Annotated in this window: 17 protein-coding genes; 9 read left to right on the plus strand and 8 right to left on the minus strand. The window is 70.7% G+C overall.

Annotated features, from left to right (window positions below):
• Window positions 1–3957, minus strand: a complete 3957-nt coding sequence (gene hrpA, locus BLQ62_RS10255; RefSeq protein ID WP_082756464.1) for an ATP-dependent RNA helicase HrpA — start codon at window positions 3955–3957, stop codon at window positions 1–3.
• Window positions 3958–3975: 18 nt separating this feature from the next.
• Here hrpA and BLQ62_RS10260 point away from each other — a divergent pair, with 18 nt between their 5' ends.
• The 3 genes from BLQ62_RS10260 (at window position 3976) to BLQ62_RS10270 (ending at window position 7302) form a co-directional block, all read left to right on the plus strand.
• A complete protein-coding gene (locus BLQ62_RS10260; RefSeq protein ID WP_068565601.1) occupies window positions 3976–5229 on the plus strand; it encodes an aminotransferase family protein in 1254 nt (417 codons plus the stop codon).
• A gap of 97 nt (window positions 5230–5326) precedes the next feature.
• The gene (locus BLQ62_RS10265; RefSeq protein WP_068535295.1) at window positions 5327–5671 is read left to right on the plus strand and encodes a DUF485 domain-containing protein; all 345 of its coding nucleotides are present in this window, start codon (window positions 5327–5329) and stop codon (window positions 5669–5671) included.
• Entirely contained in the window at window positions 5668–7302 is a 1635-nt protein-coding gene (locus BLQ62_RS10270) for a solute symporter family protein (protein WP_068565600.1), read from the plus strand. Before BLQ62_RS10265 ends, BLQ62_RS10270 begins: the two co-directional genes overlap by 4 nt.
• Before the next feature lie 77 nt (window positions 7303–7379).
• Here BLQ62_RS10270 and BLQ62_RS10275 read toward each other — a convergent pair whose 3' ends face one another.
• The gene (locus BLQ62_RS10275) at window positions 7380–8042 is read right to left on the minus strand and encodes a hypothetical protein (RefSeq protein ID WP_068565598.1); all 663 of its coding nucleotides are present in this window, start codon (window positions 8040–8042) and stop codon (window positions 7380–7382) included.
• A gap of 105 nt (window positions 8043–8147) precedes the next feature.
• Between BLQ62_RS10275 and BLQ62_RS10280 the strand changes: the two genes are divergently transcribed.
• Window positions 8148–9068, plus strand: coding sequence for a hydrogen peroxide-inducible genes activator (locus BLQ62_RS10280; protein WP_068565596.1), 921 nt, complete (start codon window positions 8148–8150; stop codon window positions 9066–9068).
• A 44-nt stretch (window positions 9069–9112) separates the two neighbouring features.
• Entirely contained in the window at window positions 9113–9682 is a 570-nt protein-coding gene (locus BLQ62_RS10285; RefSeq protein ID WP_068565594.1) for a cysteine hydrolase family protein, read from the plus strand.
• A gap of 1 nt (window position 9683) precedes the next feature.
• On the opposite strand, the gene BLQ62_RS10290 is transcribed toward BLQ62_RS10285, so the two are convergent.
• Window positions 9684–10412, minus strand: coding sequence for a LysR family transcriptional regulator substrate-binding protein (locus BLQ62_RS10290; protein ID WP_068565592.1), 729 nt, complete (start codon window positions 10410–10412; stop codon window positions 9684–9686).
• A 29-nt stretch (window positions 10413–10441) separates the two neighbouring features.
• On the opposite strand from BLQ62_RS10290, the gene BLQ62_RS10295 reads away from it, so the two are divergent.
• The 3 genes from BLQ62_RS10295 to BLQ62_RS10305 all read left to right on the plus strand — a co-directional run bounded on the left by BLQ62_RS10295 (window position 10442) and on the right by BLQ62_RS10305 (window position 13183).
• Window positions 10442–10828 (plus strand): DUF5997 family protein, encoded by a 387-nt coding sequence (locus BLQ62_RS10295; protein WP_068565590.1) that lies wholly within the window; start codon window positions 10442–10444, stop codon window positions 10826–10828.
• A gap of 106 nt (window positions 10829–10934) precedes the next feature.
• On the plus strand, window positions 10935–12608 hold the full coding sequence (locus tag BLQ62_RS10300) for a sphingomyelin phosphodiesterase (RefSeq protein WP_068565587.1): 1674 nt from the start codon (window positions 10935–10937) through the stop codon (window positions 12606–12608).
• Between the two features lie 110 nt (window positions 12609–12718).
• Window positions 12719–13183, plus strand: a complete 465-nt coding sequence (locus tag BLQ62_RS10305) for an SRPBCC family protein (RefSeq protein WP_068565585.1) — start codon at window positions 12719–12721, stop codon at window positions 13181–13183.
• A gap of 1 nt (window position 13184) precedes the next feature.
• On the opposite strand, the gene BLQ62_RS10310 is transcribed toward BLQ62_RS10305, so the two are convergent.
• From BLQ62_RS10310 to BLQ62_RS10330, 5 genes are all read right to left on the minus strand, one after another.
• Window positions 13185–15680 carry a DEAD/DEAH box helicase gene (locus tag BLQ62_RS10310; RefSeq protein WP_068565583.1) on the minus strand — a complete coding sequence of 832 codons (2496 nt, stop codon included), beginning with the start codon at window positions 15678–15680 and terminating at the stop codon, window positions 13185–13187.
• 33 nt (window positions 15681–15713) lie between these two features.
• Complete coding sequence (locus BLQ62_RS10315) at window positions 15714–16682, minus strand: alpha/beta fold hydrolase (RefSeq protein ID WP_068535266.1); 969 nt, start codon at window positions 16680–16682, stop codon at window positions 15714–15716.
• Window positions 16683–16750: 68 nt separating this feature from the next.
• Window positions 16751–17686: an alpha/beta fold hydrolase gene (locus BLQ62_RS10320; RefSeq protein ID WP_068565581.1), complete on the minus strand. Its 936-nt coding sequence runs from the start codon at window positions 17684–17686 to the stop codon at window positions 16751–16753.
• The gene (locus BLQ62_RS10325; protein ID WP_068565579.1) at window positions 17683–18618 is read right to left on the minus strand and encodes a proteasome assembly chaperone family protein; all 936 of its coding nucleotides are present in this window, start codon (window positions 18616–18618) and stop codon (window positions 17683–17685) included. Before BLQ62_RS10325 ends, BLQ62_RS10320 begins: the two co-directional genes overlap by 4 nt.
• Window positions 18619–18723: 105 nt before the next feature.
• On the minus strand, window positions 18724–19149 hold the full coding sequence (locus BLQ62_RS10330) for a MarR family winged helix-turn-helix transcriptional regulator (protein ID WP_068565577.1): 426 nt from the start codon (window positions 19147–19149) through the stop codon (window positions 18724–18726).
• A gap of 58 nt (window positions 19150–19207) precedes the next feature.
• Between BLQ62_RS10330 and BLQ62_RS10335 the strand changes: the two genes are divergently transcribed.
• A complete protein-coding gene (locus BLQ62_RS10335) occupies window positions 19208–20011 on the plus strand; it encodes an alpha/beta fold hydrolase (RefSeq protein ID WP_068565575.1) in 804 nt (267 codons plus the stop codon).
• The last annotated feature ends 7 nt before the right edge of the window (window positions 20012–20018 follow it).

The raw sequence follows: 20018 nt of genomic DNA on the forward strand, positions 1-20018 counted from the left end.
TCAGGTCAGGGCGGCGATCGCGGCCAGCACCTTCTTCTCGGAGACGGAGCCCACCGTGCCCAGTGACTGGGCGAACAGGCTCACGCGCAGCTCCTCGATCAGCCAGTGCACCTGCTCGAGCCCCGCATCCCGGCGGTGCTCCGGGAGCGTCTCCAACTTCGCGGTGAGCGCTCCGTACACGCGGTCGAGCACGGCCATCCCGCGGTCGTCGCGATCGAGCGAGGCGGGCAGTGCCGCCCACCGCGCCGCCGCGCCCGCCGCGTAGCGCGGCAGGTGCTGCAGGTGCACGCCCGGTGTCGCCGCGACGAAGCCGGGGAACAGGAGCGCGTCCAACTGCTCCGCGATGTCGTCCGCGGCGTCCCGCAGGGCGGGCGGCGCGGAGGCGATGGCGCCGCGCACCTCGGTGGCGGTCGCCACGGCGGTGGCGACGTTCGCGAAGTTCTGCTGCACGGCCTCGCCGAGGCCCGCACGCACGGTCGCGGTGAGTCGCGTGAACTCCTCGGGCGTCCACGCGAAAGCGGCAGCGGCCCGCAGGTCGGTGATGGCTCGCCGGCGGCAATCGGCGACGAGATCCATCGGGGTCGCGTACGGGCTCTGCGAGAGCGCCAGGCGTTCGCGCTGCCCCACCGACTGCAGCACCGACTTGTGTGCTCCAGGAAGCACGTTCGCGAGCAGCACATCCAGGCCCGCCCCCATCAGCGCCCGCTGCTCCGGCTCGGCGGCCACGATCTTGACACCTGCCCGGTCACCGTCGGGATAGAGGGTGCCGAACCCGGTCACCCGGCTGCCCCGGATCTCCGTGTCGACGGTGCGCGGCACGTCGCCGAGAGTCTGCGCGGTCCACTGCTGCGCCGGCGCCCGCTCGTACGCCCCGGCCCGGTGGGAGAGGTCCTTCTGCACCGCGGCGCCGAGCGTGCGCTTGAGCGCGTCGAGGTCCTTGCCGGAGCCGAGTACGCGGCCGTCGTCGCCGATCACGGTGAAGGTGACCCGGAGGTGGTCCGGGATCGCGGCGGGGGAGAAGTCGCCCGCCCGGATCACGGTGCCGGAGAGCTGCGTCAGCTCGCGGGCCAACCCCTCGGCGAGAGGCTCGGCCCGCGGCGTGAGCCGGGCGAGCGCCGCGGCCGCGAAGTCCGGCGCGGGCACCACCTCACGGCGCAGATGCTTCGGTAGCGACTTGATCAGCGCGATCGCCAGCTCTTCGCGCATCGCGGGTACCAGCCATTCGAAGCCGTCCGCGCGGACCGTCGCGAGGTCCTTGACGGGGATCCGCGCGGTGACGCCGTCGTCGGCGGCACCCGGTTCGAACCGGTACTTCAGCGGCACCTCGATCCGGCCCTGCAACCACGAGGTGGGGTACGCGTCGGCCGTGACGTCGGCGGCGCCGTCGGAGAGGAGATCGTCGGCGGTGAAGTCCAGGAGGTCCGGCTCGGTCCGCGAGGCCTTCTTCCACCACGAGTCGAAGTGCCGGGCCGAGACGATGCCTTCGGGGACCCGACGGTCGTAGAAGTCGAACAGGCCGTCCTCGTCGACGACGAGGTCGCGGCGGCGTGCCTTGTCCTCGAGGTACTCCGCGTCGTCGAGCAGGGCCCGGTTGCGGGCGAAGAAGCCGTGACGCGTGCGCCATTCGCCCTGCACGAGAGCGTGGCGCAGGAAGATCTCCCGCGCTGCCTGCGGATCGATGCGGCCGAAGTTGACCGTGCGATCGGCGACGAGCGGCACGCCGAACAGCGTGACCCGCTCCTTCGCGAGCACGGCTTCGCGCTTGGTCGACCACTGCGGCTCGGAGTAGTGGTGCTTGGCGAGCGGCCCCGCCAACTTCTCCGCCCACTCCGGTTCGATCTTCGCGACGGTGCGGGCGAACAGTCGTGAGGTCTCGACCAGCTCGCCCGCCATGACGAACCGCGGCGGCTTCTTCGACAGCGCTGATCCGGGGAACACCATGAACTTCGCGCCCCGCGCGCCGAGGAACTCGCGACCGTCGGTCTCGCGCAGGCCGATCTGCGACAGCAGGCCCGAGAGCATCGCCTGGTGGATGAGGTCGGGAGACGGTGCCGGTTCCCGGCCCAGCGATTCGACCTTCCAGCCCAGATCCCGGCAGATCTGCCGGAGCTGGCCCTGCAGGTCCTGCCACTCGCGGATCCGTACGTAATGCAGGAACTCCCGCTGGCACTCGCGGCGGAAGGCGCTCGAACTGAGCTCGGCCCGGCGGTCACCGAGGTGACGCCACAGGTTGAGGTAGGAGAGGAAGTCGGAGGTGGGGTCGGCGAAGCGGGCGTGCTTCTCGTCCGCCGCCTGACGGTGCTCGGCCGGCCGCTCCCGCACGTCCTGGATGGACAGGCCGGCGACGATGACGAGCACCTCGGGCAGCACGCCGAACTCGCGCGCGGCGACCAGCATTCGTGCCATGCGCGGATCGACGGGCAGGTCCGCCAGCTGGCGGCCGACGGCGGTGAGCCGCTTGTGTCCCTCCTTGGCATCCTCCAGGGCACCGAGCTCCTCGAGCAGGGCGGTGCCGTCGCGGACCGCGCGCTCGTCGGGCGGCTGCACGAACGGGAAGGCCGAGACCTCGCCCAGCTCCAGCGCCGTCATGGACAGGATGACCGAGGCCAGGTTGGTGCGCAGGATCTCCGGATCGGTGTACACCGGTCGGGCGTCGAAGTCGTCCTCGGAGTACAGGCGGATCGCGATGCCGTCGGACGTGCGGCCGCAGCGCCCGGAGCGCTGCTGCGCGGAGGCCTGCGAGACCGGCTCGATCGGCAGCCGCTGCACCTTGGTGCGCAGGGAGTACCGCGAGATGCGCGCCGTGCCCGTGTCCACCACGTACTTGATCCCCGGCACGGTGAGCGAGGTCTCGGCGACGTTGGTGGACAGCACGATCCGGCGCCCGGTGTGCGGTGCGAAGACGCGGTGCTGCTCGGCGGAGGACAGGCGCGCGTACAGCGGCAGGATCTCCGTTCCGGGTTTGACGTGCGCGGTCAGCGCCTCGGCGGCGTCACGGATCTCGCGCTCGCCCGAGAGGAAGACCAGCACGTCGCCGGGGGCCTCGCGGGAGAGCTCGTCCACCGCGTGCACGATGCCGGTCACCTGGTCGAGCGGCTCGGTGTCGTCGGTCATCTCGTCGAGCGGGCGGTAGCGGATCTCGACCGGGTAGGTGCGGCCGCTCACCTCGATGACGGGGGCGGGCGTCCCGTCGGGCCGCGCGAAGTGCGCCGCGAACCGGTCCGGCTCGATCGTGGCCGAGGTGACGATGACCTTGAGATCGGGACGACGCGGCAGGATCTGCCGCAGGTAGCCGAGGAGGAAGTCGATGTTGAGGCTGCGCTCGTGCGCCTCGTCGATGATGATCGTGTCGTAATCGCGCAGCAGCCGGTCGCGCGTCAGCTCGCGCAGCAGGATGCCGTCGGTCATCAGCTTCACCGACGTCTTCGGTGAGACCTTGTCGGTGAAGCGCACGGCGTAGCCGACCGCGTCGCCCAGCTCCGTGCCGGTCTCCTCGGCGATGCGCTCGGCCACGCTGCGCGCGGCGAGGCGCCGGGGCTGGGTGTGCCCGATCATGCCCCGTACGCCGCGGCCGAGTTCCAGGCAGATCTTCGGCAGCTGCGTGGTCTTGCCCGAGCCGGTCTCGCCCGCGAGGATGATCACCTGGTTCTCGCTGATGGCCTTGGCGATCTCGTCGCGTCGCGCGCTCACCGGCAGGTTCTCGGGATAGACGATGGCGGGGACAGCCGCCTTCCGTTCGGCGAAGCGATCCTGCGCGGCCGCGACATCGCGGGTCAGGCGCGCCAGGTCGGAGTCCTTGGCGCGCTTGAGCTTCCCGCGCAGACGTGTTTCGTCGCGCAGGCTCACGGTGGGCGCGGCGTCGGTGCCGAGCGCGGCGTACAGATCACGCTTCGTGGAAGGGCGGAGCTGCGCCTCGTCTGCGCCGCGGGGTGCGGTGCGCGTCTCGTGCTCAGTCATTTGCTCTATTTTAGGCCTATGAGCGGACAGGGACCCACGACCTCATCGGCACTCTGGCACGGCTTCGCGGACATGGGCGCCGTGGAGCGGGACGGAGCCTTCGTCTTCGCCCGCGGCGAGGGCGCCCACGTCTTCGACACCGATGGCAATCGCTATCTGGATGCGACGGCCGGACTGTGGTTCGCCAACGTCGGCCACGGACGCGCGGAGGTCGCCGACGCGGTGCGCGATCAGCTGCTCAAGGTGGCGCACGTGACCGGCTTCGGCGACGCCGCCACCGACACCACCGTCGCCCTCGCGAACCGCCTGCAGGCCATCGCACCGGTGGCGGGCAGCAAGATCTTCTTCACCTCGGGTGGCTCCGACTCGGTCGACTCGGCGATCAAGCTGGCCCGGCGCTACTGGCAGGAGCAGGGCCGGCCCGGGAAGAAGCTGATCGTCGGCCGCTCGAACGCCTACCACGGCATGCACGTCGGCGGCACCAGCCTGGGCGGCATCCCGGTGAACGCCGAGGGCTACGGCGGCGTGCTCTTCGACGACACCGCCACCGTCGCGTGGGACGACGCGAAGGAGCTCCTGGGCCTCATCGAGCGCGTCGGCGCCGAGTCGATCGCGGCGTTCGTCGCCGAGCCCGTGATCGGCGCCGGCGGACTGCTGCCCCCGCCGGAGGGCTACCTGCGCGAGGTGCGCGACATCTGCCGCGAGCACGACGTGTTGTTCATCGCCGATGAGGTCATCACGGGATTCGGCCGCATCGGCGGCGCGTGGTTCGCGTCGAGCCGGTTCGACCTGCAGCCCGATCTGATGACCACGGCGAAGGGACTGACCAGCGGCTACGTCCCGATGGGTGCGCTGTTCGTGGCGCCGCACGTCGCGGAGCCCTTCTACTCCGGCGGCGTGTGGTGGCGGCACGGCTACACCTACGGTGGGCACGCGGCCGCGGCGGCCGCGTCGATGGCGGTCCTGGACATCATGGAGCGGGAGAACCTGCTGGCCGAGGCGCTGCGGCTGGAGAGCACGCTCCTGCGGGAGCTGTCGACCCTGGCCGATCACCCCAAGGTCAAGGACGTCCGGGGCGGCGTCGGCGCCGTCGCGGGCGTGCAGCTGCACGAGCCCGCGGAGGCGATGGCGATGGTGAAGAAGCTGCGGGCGCAGGGGGTCTCCGGTCGCGCCGCCGGGCTGGGGACGCTGCAGTACTCGCCCGCGCTGGTCACCACGGACGAGCAGGTCGCCGAGATCGCCGCGGCCACCCGGCGGGCACTCGACGCCTGATCGGTGCGGCCCCGTGCGCTGACCGTTGCACGGGGTTGCACCGCGTTTGTCGACGATTCAAACCCGAGGCGAATGTGGTCCGTGCCACACTTCGCTCGTGAACGAAGAGGATACGGCGGCGGTCTATCAGCGCGCCTACGACAGCAAGGAATTCCACGAACTCCGCCGCAGGCTGGCGTCGTTCGTGATCCCGATCTCCGTGGCCTTCCTGCTCTGGTACGTCCTGTACGTGCTGCTGGCCACCTATGCGCACGAGTTCATGAGCCAGAAGCTGTTCGGCAACATCAACGTCGCGCTGGTGATGGGACTCGGCCAGTTCGTGACCACGTTCGCCATCACCTGGGCGTACGTCCGGTTCGCGAACAACACCATCGACCCGATGGCCACCGAGCTGCGTGAGCACATCGAGGGCGAGCTCAAGGCGGGGGAGGCGGGCAAGTGACCGATCTCCTCGCATGGGAACCCCGGACGATCGAGGTCGGCCAGCAGGTCGGCTCGACGGCGCTGAACATCCTGGTCTTCGTCCTGTTCATCGGCGTCACGATGGGCCTGGTCATCAAGGCCAGCCGCACGACCAAGAAGGCGACCGACTTCTACACGGGCGGCGCCACCTTCACCGGTCCGCAGAACGGCTTCGCCATCGCCGGTGACTACCTCTCGGCAGCCAGCTTCCTCGGCATCTGCGGCGCGATCGCCGTACAGGGCTACGACGGCTTCCTGTATTCGATCGGCTTCCTGGTCGCGTGGCTCGTCGCGCTGCTCCTCGTCGCCGAGAGGCTGCGCAACGTCGGCAAGTTCACCATGGCCGACGTGCTCAGCTTCCGGCTCAAGCAGCGCCCGGTGCGGATGGCCGCGGCGCTCGCCACGCTCACGGTCTCGCTGTTCTACCTGATCGCGCAGATGGCCGGCGCGGGCGGCCTCGTCTCCCTTTTGCTCAATATCAAGGGCAGCACGGGGCAGGCGGTCGTCGTCGCGGTCGTCGGCGTGCTGATGATCGTGTACGTGCTGGTCGGCGGCATGAAGGGCACCACCTACGTGCAGATGGTCAAGGCGGTGCTGCTCGTCGGCGGCGCGCTGCTCATGACCCTGATGGTGCTGGCCGCCGTGAAGGGAAACTTCTCGGATCTGCTGCAGAAGGCCATCGACGGCAGCGCGGCGGGGGAGAAGATCATCGAGCCCGGCCTCAAGTACGGCAAGACGGAGACCACCAAGCTGGACTTCATCTCGCTGGCGCTGGCCCTGGTGCTCGGCACCGCGGGCCTGCCCCACGTGCTGATGCGCTTCTACACCGTGCCCACCGCCAAGGAGGCCCGCCGCTCGGTGACCTGGGCGATCGGCCTGATCGGCGCGTTCTACATCTTCACCCTCGTGCTCGGCTTCGGCGCCGCCGCCTACGTGGGCGCGGACGTCATCGCCAAAGCTCCGGGAGGCGTGAACTCGGCGGCGCCGCTGCTGGCGTTCTCGCTCGGCGGCACGATCCTCATGGCGATCATCTCCGCGGTCGCCTTCGCCACGATCCTCGCGGTCGTCGCCGGCCTCGCGATCACGGCTTCGGCCAGCCTTGCGCACGACATCTACAACGGCGTGATCAAGCACGGCAAGGCCTCCGAGGAGTCCCAGGTGCGCGTCTCGCGGATCACCGTGGTCGTCATCGGCATCGCGTCGATCATCCTCGGCATCGGCGCGATGGGGCAGAACATCGCGTTCCTGGTGGCCCTGGCGTTCGCCGTCGCGGCGTCGGCCAACCTGCCGACCATCCTGTTCTCGCTGTTCTGGCGACGGTTCAACACCACCGGCGCCGTCCTGTCGATGTACGGCGGCCTGATCTCGGCGATCGTGCTGATCGTGTTCTCGCCCGCGGTCTCGGGCAAGTCGACCTCGATGTTCAAGTCGCTCGACTTCCACTGGTTCCCGCTGGAGAACCCGGGCCTGGTGTCGATCCCGATCGGCTTCGGCCTCGCGATCCTGGGCACGCTCTTCGGCAAGTCGGAGCCCGAGCTCGCCGAAAAGGCGGTGGAGATGGAGGTCCGATCGCTCACCGGCGTCGGTGTCGAGAAGGCCATCGACCACTAGGTTCCCGCGTTCGACGGTGCCCGTCCCCGGCCTCCGGGGCCGGGCACCGTCGCGTTCGGAGACGTCGCGAGGTCGTGTCAGGGGAGCACGAAGCTCAGGGCCCATCCGAGGACGGTGGCGGCCGTGGCCGCGGCGAACGCGGCGACCGGCGATGCGAGACAGCCCTGGAGGCCTGTCCACCGGTCGCGGGCAGGGGTGAGCGCGGTGAACTCCCGATCGTCCAGGGCGCGCCGCAGAGGGACCGGCTCGAGAAGCAGATACGCCAGTGCGCCGATCTGTCCGATCGTGAAGAGCCAGAACCACGCCCATCGGTTGCCGTACGTCGGCCGCGACGCGATCATCGCGACGAACGTGAGCCCCCAGGTCGTCGCCACGACGAGGCCGAACCACGTCGGTATGCGGAACGGCCAGGTGATCCACTGATCGCGGTCGATCCGCTGGAACTCGACGTCGTGCGCCGCCAGACGATCGCGGAAGTCCTGCTCGCTGACGTCGTCCGCGAGCGGCCCGCGCCGCCACTCGAACGGGCCGGTGGCCCAGGAACCGTCGAAGGAGCGCACCCGAGTCGACGATCCGCCCGTGTCCGTGAGCTGCACCGCGACGACCTCGTCGTGTTCCAGCGCCGCCGCGAACTCGGCCGCGTCCGCCGTCCGCGGAGTCATCGACGCGATCGCGGCGAGAGCGCCGGCCAGGAGCAGCGTGAGCGCCACTGTGCGCGCGATGAGAGCGACGTTCTTCACGAAAGCACCTTTCTGATTGCGAACACTGATGTTAGACCTGCTCGCGGAGACGGTCGGCACGCCGGTGCAAAGGCGTAGGCGATGGCCGACAGTAGACTCATAGGTATGTCCGATCAGCCGTACCAGCCGACCCTGGCGCAGCTGCGTGCCTTCGTCGCCGTGGCGCGTTCCCGCCACTTCGGGACCGCCGCCACGTCGCTCGGAGTGAGCCAGCCGTCGCTCTCGCAGGCGCTGGCGTCGCTGGAGGCGGGGCTCGGCGTTCAGCTGGTCGAGCGCAGCACCCGCAAGGTGCTGATCACCGAGGCGGGTATGGCGCTGCTGGAACAGGCCTCCGGGATCGTCGCCTCCGCCGCCGAGCTGGTGAGCTCCGCTGCCGGTTTGACAGGGGAGCTGCGCGGCTCCCTGCGGCTCGGGATGATCCCGACGGTGGCGCCCTACCGCCTGCCGCGCCTCCTGCCGCAGTTGCGCGCCGAGGTCGACGATCTCGCGGTCACCGTCGTCGAGGACCAGACCGCCCGGCTGCTGGACGCACTGCGCTCCGGCCGGATCGACGCGGCCTTCCTCGCCCTGCCGGTGCACAGCGGCTCGATCGCCGAGATCCCGCTCTACGACGAGGAGTTCGTCCTCGTGGTGCCGCCCGGGCATCCGCTCGCCGGGCGCGACGATCTCACCGCCGATGACCTGTCCGGCCTGCCGCTGCTCCTGCTCGACGAGGGGCACTGCCTCCGGGATCAGGCGCTCGACCTGTGCCGCCAGGCTGAGCAGGGAGTCGGGGTGATGGGCGATACCCGCGCGGCGTCGCTGGCCACGATCGTGCAGTGCGTCTCCGGGGGCCTGGGCGTGACGCTGCTCCCGGAGCCCGCCGTGGCCGTCGAGTTGCGCGGTACCGATCTGCAGATCGCCCGTTTCGCCGCGCCCGCGCCGGGGCGCCGGATCGGTCTGGCCTACCGGGCCTCCAGCGCGAAGAACGAGGGCTTCGCCCGCCTCGCGGAGATCGCCCGGTCCGCGGCGCACGTGCCCGCCTGACGCGCGCGCCCGCGGGGCGATCCGGTGACCGCTAGCCTGGGGCCATGACCTCCTCGCGCATCGTCCTCGTTCTCATGGACTACCAGAAGGGCATCGTCGACGGTGCCGAGCGGGCGGGTACCGCGGCGGTGGATTCCGCGGCGCGCGCACTGTCGTCCGCGCGCGACCGCGGCATCCCCGTCGTTCACGTGCGCGTGGCCTTCCGGCCCGACTACCCCGAGATCCCGCCCACGAACCGGGCATTCGCCGTGATCCGGGAGGGCGGCGACTCGATGACCGAGGTCTCCCCGCTCACTGCGATCGTCCCCGAGGTAGCGCCCCTGCCGGGCGAGCCCGTCGTGATCAAGCGGCGGTTCAGCGCGTTCAGCGGCAGCGATCTCGACGTCGTCCTGCGGGGCCTGCAGGCCGATCACCTGGTGCTCGCGGGGATCTCGACGAGTGGCGTCGTGCTGTCGACGGTGCGCTACGCCGGAGACCTCGACTACGACCTGACGGTGCTGTTCGATGCCTGCGCCGACCACGATCCCGAGGTGCACCGCGTGCTCATGCGCAAGGTCTTCCCGCGCCAGGCCGAAGTCCTCACCGTCGACGAGTGGATCGACGGCCGCGCCTGAATCAGCGCCGGGTCCGCTTGGCGGACTTGCCCTTCGCAGGGCCCTGCTTCTTGCCGGCGGCGGCCCGCGCCGCCTGCTTGGCGAGGGTCTTCTCCCGCGCCGTGCGCTTGGGCGCGGGCTCCGAGTTCCCGCGCGAGGATCCCGCCTTCCGGCCGCGGACGATGCCGATGAAGTCGGCGACCCGATCCGACTGCTCGCCCGCCGGCACGGCGAGGGCGACGGGCGACGGCGGCGCGTCGGTGATCGGCCGGAACGTCAGGTCCCGCCGGTGGTGCAGCCGGGCGAGCGACTGCGGCACGAGGAGCACGCCCAGCCCCGCCGCGACGAGCTCGACGGCCGCCTCGGTGTTCTCGGGGCGGTGCTCGATCGGCGTTCCGGGCGCCTCCGCCCAGTACAGGGCGTCGTCGAGCGGCGCGATCGTCGGCTCGTCCTCGAGGTCCTGCGTGGTCAGCTCGTCCGCGGCCGCGGTGTGGTGCTCCTTCGGCACGAGCGCCACCACCTGCTCCTCGTAGAGGGTGATGGTCGCGAGGCCGGTCGTGGGGGTGGGCAGCCGCACCAACGCGAGGTCGACGGCGCCCTCCCGCACCGCGTCGGCCGCATCGGCCGCCGCCACGGGCACGAGCTCGAGCCGGACGTCCGGATGCCGCTCATCCCAGATGCGCGCCCACTTGGCGGGCGTGGCGCCGGGTACGTAGCCGAGCCGCAGAACGGGCGGGAGCGAGGAGGTCACTCCTGGAGGTTACCGATAGGCTGGCACCCATGAGCAGGCAGAACACGCAGTCCATGAAACCGGCCACCGCGGCGAAGAAGCTGGACGTGTATCTGCCCGCGACCCCGGCGGAGTTCCAGGAATCGACCATCACCCGCGCCGAACTCGCCGCGCTGCAGGATGATCCGCCGCAGTGGCTCAAGGACCTGCGTAAGAACGGCCCGCATCCGAAGAACCTCGTGGCGGCCAAGCTCGGCGTCTCCATCTCGGGCCTCGCCCGCGGCGGCGTCGAGGACGCGCTGACCACCGAGCGGATCGACGCCCTCATCGCCGAGAATCCCGATTGGCTGGTCACCGAACGCGCCGGGTACCAGACGGTGCTGCGCGAGGAGCGCAGGGTGAAGTCGCTGCGCGAGGAGCGTGCCCGCCGGCAATGACGTCGCGCCACCGGGGCGTCGTACGGCGTTCACCCGAACGCTCGTCACCGGTCCGTTCCGTCCGGTTTAATCCCTGTGGAATCGCACGGAGGAGAAGGTCGGACGGATGGCGAAGTACAACGGGTTCGGGGCGACCGCGCTCGCGGTGATGGCGTTAGCGGGGATCGGTGCGATGACCGCGGGACCGGCCGCAGGATCGACTCCGGCGCAGGTCCCGGGTGTGCGCGCCGACGTGGTACCCGCCGCGCCGGCGGTCCCGGTCGAGGTCAAGGTCCAGGCCTGGAACATGTACCAGCTGCCGAACATCCTCAATCTCGTCACGGGAACCCAGGCCGATTCCGACGCCCGCGTGCGTGCCTCGGTGGAGCAGCTGGCCGCCAGCGGCGCCGACGTGCTGCTGCTCAGCGAGGTCAACGGCACTGCGGGCAGGGCGATCCTGGACGGGCTGAAGGAGCAGGGCTACACCTACCAGACACCGCGCCTCGGTGAGAGCTGCTCCGGTGTCTTCGGCGCGTGCAGCGATGCCCTCTGGTCCGTCAACGGCGGTGTCGCGGTGGTGAGCAAGTACCCCATCGCGCAGTCCGAGCAGTACGTCTACACCAACTACGCGCCGCTCGCCCCCGACATGTTCGCCAACAAGGGCGCGGTGATGGCGCGCATCGAGAAGGACGGGCAGCAGTTCTGGGTGGTGGCGATGCACACCCAGGCCGACGACACGATCAACGACAGGGCCTCGCGCACGCACGAGATCCGGATGCTGCAGGCCGCCGAGCTGCGGAGGTTCGTGGACACGTTCGCCGCGGACGGTGCGCCGGTGATCTACGGCGGCGACTTCAACACCGAGTACTTCGCGGGGCAGGGGCGGCGCGACGCCCAGGGGCTCACGGAGTTCCAGCAACTCGTCGCACGCAGCGGGATCAACCTCTTCGACCCCGGAGCGCTGCCGTACACCTACGACGCGGTGACCAACAAGCTGGTTGCGAACCAGGGGTACGCGGGCTACCGCGACACGCTCGATTACGTCGGTACCACCGGCGGCGCGACGGTCCGCTGGGTGCAGATCCCCGTCGCCGGGGCCGAGCCCGTCTCGGATCATGAGCCCGTGACCGGCTACTTCGAGATCACCCGCGCCGACGGCTCCGTCGTCCGGACCGGCGTCGACCCGCGTGCGCTCAACCCGGGCCCGATCGAGCGGGCGGTGTACTTCGTGCGGAGCAGCCTCGAGACCGCCACGCGGATCGTGTTGCTCGCCGTTGAGGACGCGGTCACCGCGGTCCAGGAGTTCGTCGCCGACATCATCCGGCCCGGCGTCGCGACGGTGACCGCGCCCGTCGTCGCGGCCGGTCCCGATCCGGCGGGCCGCGATGCGGACGAGGGCGCGACGAAGGCCGGGGACGGAACGGACGCTGACGGCGCGACGGCGGGGGAGGCGGGCGCGACCGCGTCCTCGACATCCACGCGGGAATCGACGAGCCCGTCCGCCACGGTGCCGACCGCCGCCGTGTCCGCGTCGTCGACCGCGAACTCGTCGACCGCGGCGGAGGGGAGCACGTCGGCCGCGCCGACCGCGACGGAAACGACCACGCGCACTTCGGCGGAGACGACGCCGGCGACGGAGTCGGAGACGGTGCCGCCCGCGACGGCGGAGGCGTCTGTGGACGAATCGGCGTCCCCGGAGCCCGCCACTCCGCCGACTGAGGTCCAGGAGGCGCCGTCACCGCAGGAATCAGGCTCCGACACCGGCACGAACGAGACGGTGGAGGCGGCTCCCGCTCGCTGACCGGCCGGAATCCTGAGTTCGGTTCCGAGGACGCGCATCCATGTGTACGCTGTGAACATGGTGCGCGGGCGCCGCCGTGCACCGGTCCGTCTCGATAGAGCAGGTGCATCATGACCGAACGCTTCTCCAGCACTCGACGCTTCGCGGCCCCGCCCGAGCGGGTCTTCGCGGCACTGAGCGATCCCAACACCCACCAGTACTCCGAACCGACCGACTGGGTCCGCGACGCGGTCGACACCGCGCCCATCGACCACGCGGGCCAGGTCTTCGCGGTGAACATGTACCTCGACTTCGCCGGCGGCGCGTACGTCATGGAGAACAAGGTCACCGAGTTCGTGCCGGATCGCACCATCGGCTGGCTGCCCGGCCAGACCCCGGAGGGCGGCGGGTGGGAGGCCGGCGGCTGGTGGTGGCGCTACGACCTGGCCCCCTCGGGCGACGGCACCGACGTGACACTCACGTACGACTGGTCGGAGACGCCGCAGGCCTTCCGCGATCAGGTGCCGATGCCGCCGTTCCCGCCCGAGTACCTCGACCAGTCGCTCGAGGCGCTCGACCGCCACGTCTCGGGCTGATTCAGCCGGAGACGACCTCGACGTCGACGAGAACGACGTCGCCGCGCTCGTCGGATTCCGGGAGGTCGACGACGGCGGTGATCGCCCAACCGTGATCCCCGTCGGGGTCGGCGATCGTCTGCCGCACCTTCCAGGCCCGCGGCATGGAAGTGTCGAGCGAGAACAGTTGCGGGCCACGGGCGTCCGGGCCCGTCTCGATGTCGTCGTACTCCTCGTAGTAGTCGTCGAAGGCCGCGTACCAGTCGACGCCCGGGTCCATCGCGTCGAGCAGGTCGTACTCCTCGTCCGCCACGAGCTGCACGCGGCGGAACATCGCGTTGCGCACCATCACGGCGAACGCCCGTTCGTCGGAGGTGAGCGAGGTGGACCGTCCGATCTCCGGTGCGGAGGCGTGCGCCTTCACCGGATCCGGCGAGGTCATCTCCTCCCACTCGTCCACCAGGGAACTGTCCACGTACCGCACCAGGGCGCCCAGCCAGGCGATGTAGTCGTCCAGCTCGGGTGTGCGCGCAGACTCGGGGACGGTGTGCCGCAACGTCTTGAACGCGTCGGAGAGGTAGCGCAGCACCGCGCCCTCGGAGCGGCCGAGCTGGTACTTCGAGACGAGATCGTTGAAGGTCATCGCCCGCTCGATCATCTCGCGCACCACCGACTTCGGCGAGAGCTCGAACTGCGTGACCCAGGCGTGCCCCGCCGCATAGGTGGCGAACGCCGGAACCAGCAGGTCCTCCAACGGCTTCGGGTACGTCACGTCCTCGAGGAGCGCCATGCGTTCGTCGTAGTCGATGCCGTCCGCCTTCATCTCCGCCACCGCGGCGCCCCGCGCGGCGTTCTGCTGGGCCCGCAGCACGGGCCGCGGGTCGTCGAGCACCGACTCGACGACCGAGATGACATCGAGTGCGTAGTCGGGGGATTCGGAATCGAGCAGCTCGAGTGCCGCCAGCGCGAACGGCGCGAGGGGCTGGTTGAGCGCGAAGTCGGGCTGCAGGTCGACGGTGAGCCGCACGTGCCGGCCGAACTCGTCCGGGGTGTCCAGCTTCTCCACGACGCCGCCCGACTCCAGGCCGCGGTACAGCGTGATCGCCGTGCGGATGTGCCGCAACTGATTGCGCCGCGACTCGTGGTTGTCCTCGAGCAGGTGCCGCATGGAGTCGAAGCAGTTCTGCGGCCGCGCGATCACGTTGAGCAGCATCGAGTTGGTCACCGAGAAGCGGGAGGTCAGCGGCTCCGGATCAGCGGCGACCAGCTTCTCGAAGGTGGCCTTCCCCCAGGAGACGAAGCCCTCGGGCGGCTTCTTGCGCTGGACCCGCTTGAGCTTGGCCGGATCCCCGCCGGCCTTCGCCTCGCGGCGAGCGTTCTCGATCTCGTGCTCCGGCGCCGCGACGACGACGGTGCCCATGGTGTCGAATCCCGCCCGCCCGGCGCGGCCCGCGATCTGGTGGAACTCGCGCGCCCGCAGGTGGCGCGTGCGATTGCCGTCGAACTTGGTCAGTCCCGTCAGGTAGACGGTGCGGATGGGCACGTTGATCCCGACGCCCAGGGTGTCGGTGCCGCAGATGACCCTGAGCAGTCCGTCCTGGGCGAGCTTCTCGACCAGACGCCGATAGCGGGGGAGCATCCCGGCGTGGTGGACGCCGATGCCGGCACGGATGAGCCGCGAGAGCGTCTTGCCGAACCCGGTGGTGAACTGGAAGTCGCCGATCGCCTGCGCGATGGCGGCCTTCTGCTCCTTGGAGGTCAACGGCAGTGACATCAGCGCCTGCGCCCGTTCCGCGGCGGCCTGCTGGGTGAAGTGCACGACGTACACGGGTGCCTGGTGCGTGCTGACGAGTTCGACGATCTGATCCTGGATCGGCATCGTCGAGTACGAGAAGTGCAGCGGCACCGGCCGTTCCGCACCGGCGACGAGGACGGTCTCGCGCCCCGTGCGGCGGGTGAGGTCCTCCTCGAAGAAGGAGGTGTCGCCCAGCGTCGCGGACATGAGCACGAACTGCGCCCGCGGGAGCTCGATGAGCGGGACCTGCCACGCCCAGCCGCGGTCGGGCTCGGAGTAGTAGTGGAACTCGTCCATCACCACCTGGGCAATATCGGAATCGGCGCCCTCGCGCAGCGCGAGGTTCGCGACGATCTCGGCGGTGGCGCACACGATCGGCGCCGACGCGTTCACCGCGGCGTCGCCCGTCACCATGCCGACGTTCTCGGTGCCGAAGACCTCGCACAGGGCGAAGAACTTCTCGCTGACGAGAGCCTTGATCGGCGCGGTGTAGTAGGTCCGGCGTCCCTGCGCGAGCGCGGCGAACTGGGAGCCCATGGCTACCAGTGACTTACCGGAACCCGTCGGGGTGGCCACGATGACGTTCGCGCCGGAGCAGGCGGCGATCAACGCCTCCTCTTGGGCCGGATACAGCGTGATGCCGCGGCCGTCCGTCCACTCCAGGAAGGCCTCGAAGACCGCGTCCGCCGTCGGATCGGCCGGGAGCAGGTCGGTGAGGTTCACTCATCTCACTCTACGGGCCGCGATCGTGGCCGTTCAGCCCAGCTCCTGGGCGGGCGCGGCGACGGTGATGCCGGCGGCCGACCGCAGCCCGTCGCGCAGGTGGGTCCGCTCGAGGCGCGCCGGCGCGGTGGTCGTCAGGAAGTCGGTGAGCAGAGCGAGGAAGCGATCGGGTGCCTCGGTCATGGGGAAGTGGCCGACGCCGTCGAAGACCTCCACCCGTGCCGACGGCAGCGCTGCACGCAGCACCTCCGCGTGCGAGGCGGGGATGATGGAGTCGTCGGCGCCCCACGCGACGAGGGTGGGGACCTCCGCGGTCAGGTAGCAGCGGTCCCGCATCGTCACGACCTGCCCGCGCAGGTCCACGACGGATCGCAGCGTCCGGGCGAACGCGTGCGGGGACGCGGTGTTGGGCATGCGGTCGAGCGCCCGGCGCAGCTGCGCCGCGTCGGGGCGCACCGGGCTGGGTACGGCCGCCGCCGCGAGCAGCGCGGTCGCCAGGACCTGCTTCGCGCCCGGCAACGCGGTGAGGGCGACCAATTGCTCGGCGAAGGGCAGCGAGAGCAGCCGCAGCAGGGGCGAGACGTCGTGATCCACGCCGCCCGGCGCGACGAAGGCGAGCCGTTCCACCATGTCCGGGAACTGGTAGGCGAACTGCCCGGCCACCCCGCCGCCCAGCGAATGGCCGACGACCGAGACGCGCTCGATACCGAGGTAGCACAGCAGATCGCGCATGCCGTTCGCGAACGCCGCGATCGAGTAGTCGGCGCGCGGGCGGTCGGAGAGGCCGTGGCCGAGCAGGTCCGGTGCGATCACGGTGAAACGGTCCGTGAGCGGTGCGAGAACCGAATCCCACACCAGGGAGTTATCGGCGATGCCGTGCAGCAGGAGCACCGCAGGGCCGGTACCCCCGATGCGATAGGCGCGGCGGTGCCCGTGAATGGTCGCGAAACACAGATCGGGCACGTACGGACGGGCCCGGAAGGGCAGGACCTCGGAGTTCATCGCGGCCTCCTCACTACTGAATGTCCGTCAGTGTGGAAGGGCGGGGTTACGGCCGGCGACGCCGCCCGTTACGCGGGCGTTTCGGCCCCGGCCTCGACGTCGAAATCCGAGTCGCGGCGCAGTGCGGCCTGCAGGTCCGCAAGGCTGAGGCGCGCGGGCTCGGTGCCGTCGATGAAATCGGTCAGCACCGCGACGAAGCGGTCCGGGGCGCTCCGGAAGGGGAAGTGCCCGGCACCGTCGAACACCTCCAGGCGCGACGACGGCAGAGAGGCGTGCAGCAGGTGCGCGTGCTCGACGGGGATGATCGGGTCGTCCGAACCCCACACGACGAGCACCGGCACGGACTCGGCGACGTAGGTGCGGTCGAGCATCGTCACCACCTGGCCGAACGGATCCACCACGGCGCGCAGGGTGCGCGCGAACGCGCGGGGCGTACCCGCGTGCGGCAGGCCCGCGAGCACACGGGCGCACTCGGCGTTGTCGACGAACAGCTTGAGCGGCACGCGGCCCAGCAGGCCCAGGGCGGCGCTCGCCACGGGCAGTACGCCCGGCAGCGCGAGCGAGCGGATGGCGACCTCCGACATCGGGAGCGAGACGGCCCTGAGCACGGGGGAGACCGACCGGGTCACGCCCCCGGTGTTGACGAAGACGAGCCGCTCGACCATCTCCGGGTACTGGTAGGTGAACTGGCCCGCGATGCCGCCGCCCAGGGAGTGCCCGACCAGCGTCGCGCGCTCGATCCCGAGGTAGAGAAGCAGATCGCGCATGGCGTTCGTGAACGCCGGCAGCGAGTAGTCGGCGCGCGGTCGTCCGGAGAGGCCGTGTCCGAGGAGGTCCGGCACGATCACCGTGTACTGCTCGGCGAGCCGCTCGAGGATCGGCTCGAAGGTCGCCGAGTTGTCCGCCATCCCGTGAATGAGCAGGAGGGCGGGGCCGCTGCCGCCGATGCGATAGGCCCGGCGGTGGCCGTGGATCAGCGCGACGCGCTGACGGACCTGTGTCACGACGCGGAGCCGTTCTCGCCGTCGTCGCCGGCCTGCTCCGCGAGGAAGGCCTCGAACTCGCTGGCCAGGTCGTCACCGGTCGGGATGGTCTCGCCGTCGGCGATCAGCAGCTCGCGCGGCTGGGCGACGGCCTCGTCGTACTGCTGCTCGAGCGTCTCGACCACCGAGGAGATCTCGGCGCTCGAGGAGACCTGGGCGTCGATCTGCTCGCGCAGCTCCGCGGCCTCGACCGGCAGCTCGCCGTCGGGAACCTGCAGGTCGACGGAGGACCGGAGCGCGCCCAGCATGCCGAGGACGGCCTCCGGGTAGTCGTTCTGGGCGAGGTAGTGGGGCACGTGCACCGACAACCCGAGGGTGTCGTAGCCCTTGTCGGCCAGGCGCAGCTCGAGCATGCCGGCGGCGCTGCCGGGCAGGCGCATCGTGCCGCCGTCCCAGGACCGCAGCTCGCTGCGCAGGGCGGGGTTGTTGCCGTGCGCGGTGACCGGCACGGGGCGGGTGTGCGGCACGGCCATGGGGATGGCGTGCAGGCCGACGACGGTGCGCACTCCGAACCGCTCCGCGAGGCCCGCGACGGCGCTGACGAAACCGTTCCAGCGCAGATCGGGCTCGGCGCCGGCGAGCAGCAGGAACGGCCTTCCGGCGGAGTCGCGGACCGCGTAGAGGTTGAGCTCCGGCTCGTCGACACCGGTGAAGCCGTCCTCGAAGGTCATCGACGGGCGGCGCGAGCGGTAGTCGATCAGCTCGTCCACGTCGAAGGATGCCACCAGCTCGGTGGTGAGGTTGTCCTTGAGGTGCTGACGCAGCAGACGGAGCGCGTGACCCGCGTCGGCGTAGCCGTCGAGAGCGTGCACGAGGACGGGACCGTTGCCGTCGGTGTCCGAGACCGAGGGGCCGGGGAACTCCAGCTCGTACATGTGGGACTGCTCGTCCATGCGCTACTCCTTCACCGTGCCGCCCCGCGAGGGGGAGCTACCAGTTTTCCACGTGGGACAACCTCGCGGGCACTGTGTCGATTCCCGCGCGCCGCGTGTTTCCGCTCACGGCGTCACGGCGGACGCGAGGAAACGGCCGACGACCTCGGCCTCCGCGGAGGAGAGCGCAGCCGCCGCGGCGCGGATCGGGCCGATCAGATCGGCGAAGAAGTCCTCCCCGAGGCGCCGCGCGTGCGCGGTCACGAGCACCTGGACCCGGCGGCGGTCGTCGGGATCGGGCCCCCGTTCGATCAGGCCCGCGGCGGAGAGGCGGTCGAGTAGGGCGGTGCACGCGGCGGAGCTCAAGCGCAGCTCCGCGGCCAGGGCCCCGGGCGTCGCCGGGGTGTCGGTCCGCGCGAGATCGAGCAGCGCCACGAGCGCGCGCACGTCCGTCACTCCCAGCGCGTGCCGCGCACCGAACGCGGCGATCTCCCGCTCCCAACGCAGGGCCGCAGCGCGCAGGGCGTGCACGAGGTGCTCGTTGTCGCTCACGCGGCGACGATATCAGGTAACTTGATCGTCAAATATCTCGATTATCGAGAGGAATTCGATGGGATCCGAGTTCGCCGACGCCTACGACACCGTGCTGCGGGACTGGCGGGTGCCGGTGCGGCGTCTCGTCGTCGACGGGGCCCTCGCCCGCACGCGGGTGCTGGTCGCGGGCGACGACGATGCGCCGCCCCTGCTCTGCCTACCGGGGGGCGGTGGTACGGCGGCGGTGTGGTTCGCACAGGCGGCCGACCTGGTCCGGCGATTCCGGGTGATCGCGCCCGACCTGCCGGGTGACGCGGGCGGGACGCAGCGCCGTGCGTTCGGCTCGCGGGCGGACTGGCCGGCCTGGTTCGACGAGGTCCTCGACGGTGTCGACGCGCCGACCGCCGATGTGCTCGCCCACTCGTACGGCGCCCAGATCGCGGTCGCCCACGCCCTCGTCCACCCCGAGCGGGTGCGCACGATGACCCTGCTCGACCCGACCGACGTGTTCGCTCCCATGCGGCCGAGTGCGCTGCTGCGTGCCTTGCCCGCGCTGGTGGCACCGTCGAGCTCACGCAGCCGCGCGCAGGTGATGTGGGAGACACGGGGACAGTGGCCTCCCACCGAGGAGTTCGGCCGCCTCGCCGCGGTGATCGCCGACGGTGCCCGGCCCAGGTACTGGCCGCCGCGCCGGCCCACCGCGACCGCGCTGGACGGGCTCGGCGCCGTACCCGGTGCGGTCACGGTGGTGTTCGCGCTGCGCAGCCGGTACCACGACGGCGCGGCCCTGGCGCGGACCGTCGAACGGCGGTACCCGTGGATGCGGGTCGAGACGCTGCCCGTGTCGCACCACGAGTTGCCGTTCGCCTATCGCCCGTGAGCGGCGT

The sequence above is a fragment of the Tsukamurella pulmonis genome, from assembly GCF_900103175.1.
GTDB lineage: Bacteria > Actinomycetota > Actinomycetes > Mycobacteriales > Mycobacteriaceae > Tsukamurella > Tsukamurella pulmonis.

Coding starts and splice junctions, on each gene's coding strand:
- BLQ62_RS10260 (WP_068565601.1), top strand. CDS start 3,976: ATGAGCGGACAGGGACCCACGACCTCATCGGCACTCTGGCACGGCTTC.
- BLQ62_RS10285 (WP_068565594.1), top strand. CDS start 9,113: ATGACCTCCTCGCGCATCGTCCTCGTTCTCATGGACTACCAGAAGGGC.
- BLQ62_RS10335 (WP_068565575.1), top strand. CDS start 19,208: ATGGGATCCGAGTTCGCCGACGCCTACGACACCGTGCTGCGGGACTGG.
- hrpA (WP_082756464.1), bottom strand. CDS start 3,957: ATGACTGAGCACGAGACGCGCACCGCACCCCGCGGCGCAGACGAGGCG.
- BLQ62_RS10305 (WP_068565585.1), top strand. CDS start 12,719: ATGACCGAACGCTTCTCCAGCACTCGACGCTTCGCGGCCCCGCCCGAG.
- BLQ62_RS10325 (WP_068565579.1), bottom strand. CDS start 18,618: ATGGACGAGCAGTCCCACATGTACGAGCTGGAGTTCCCCGGCCCCTCG.
- BLQ62_RS10295 (WP_068565590.1), top strand. CDS start 10,442: ATGAGCAGGCAGAACACGCAGTCCATGAAACCGGCCACCGCGGCGAAG.
- BLQ62_RS10315 (WP_068535266.1), bottom strand. CDS start 16,682: ATGAACTCCGAGGTCCTGCCCTTCCGGGCCCGTCCGTACGTGCCCGAT.
- BLQ62_RS10300 (WP_068565587.1), top strand. CDS start 10,935: ATGGCGAAGTACAACGGGTTCGGGGCGACCGCGCTCGCGGTGATGGCG.
- BLQ62_RS10280 (WP_068565596.1), top strand. CDS start 8,148: ATGTCCGATCAGCCGTACCAGCCGACCCTGGCGCAGCTGCGTGCCTTC.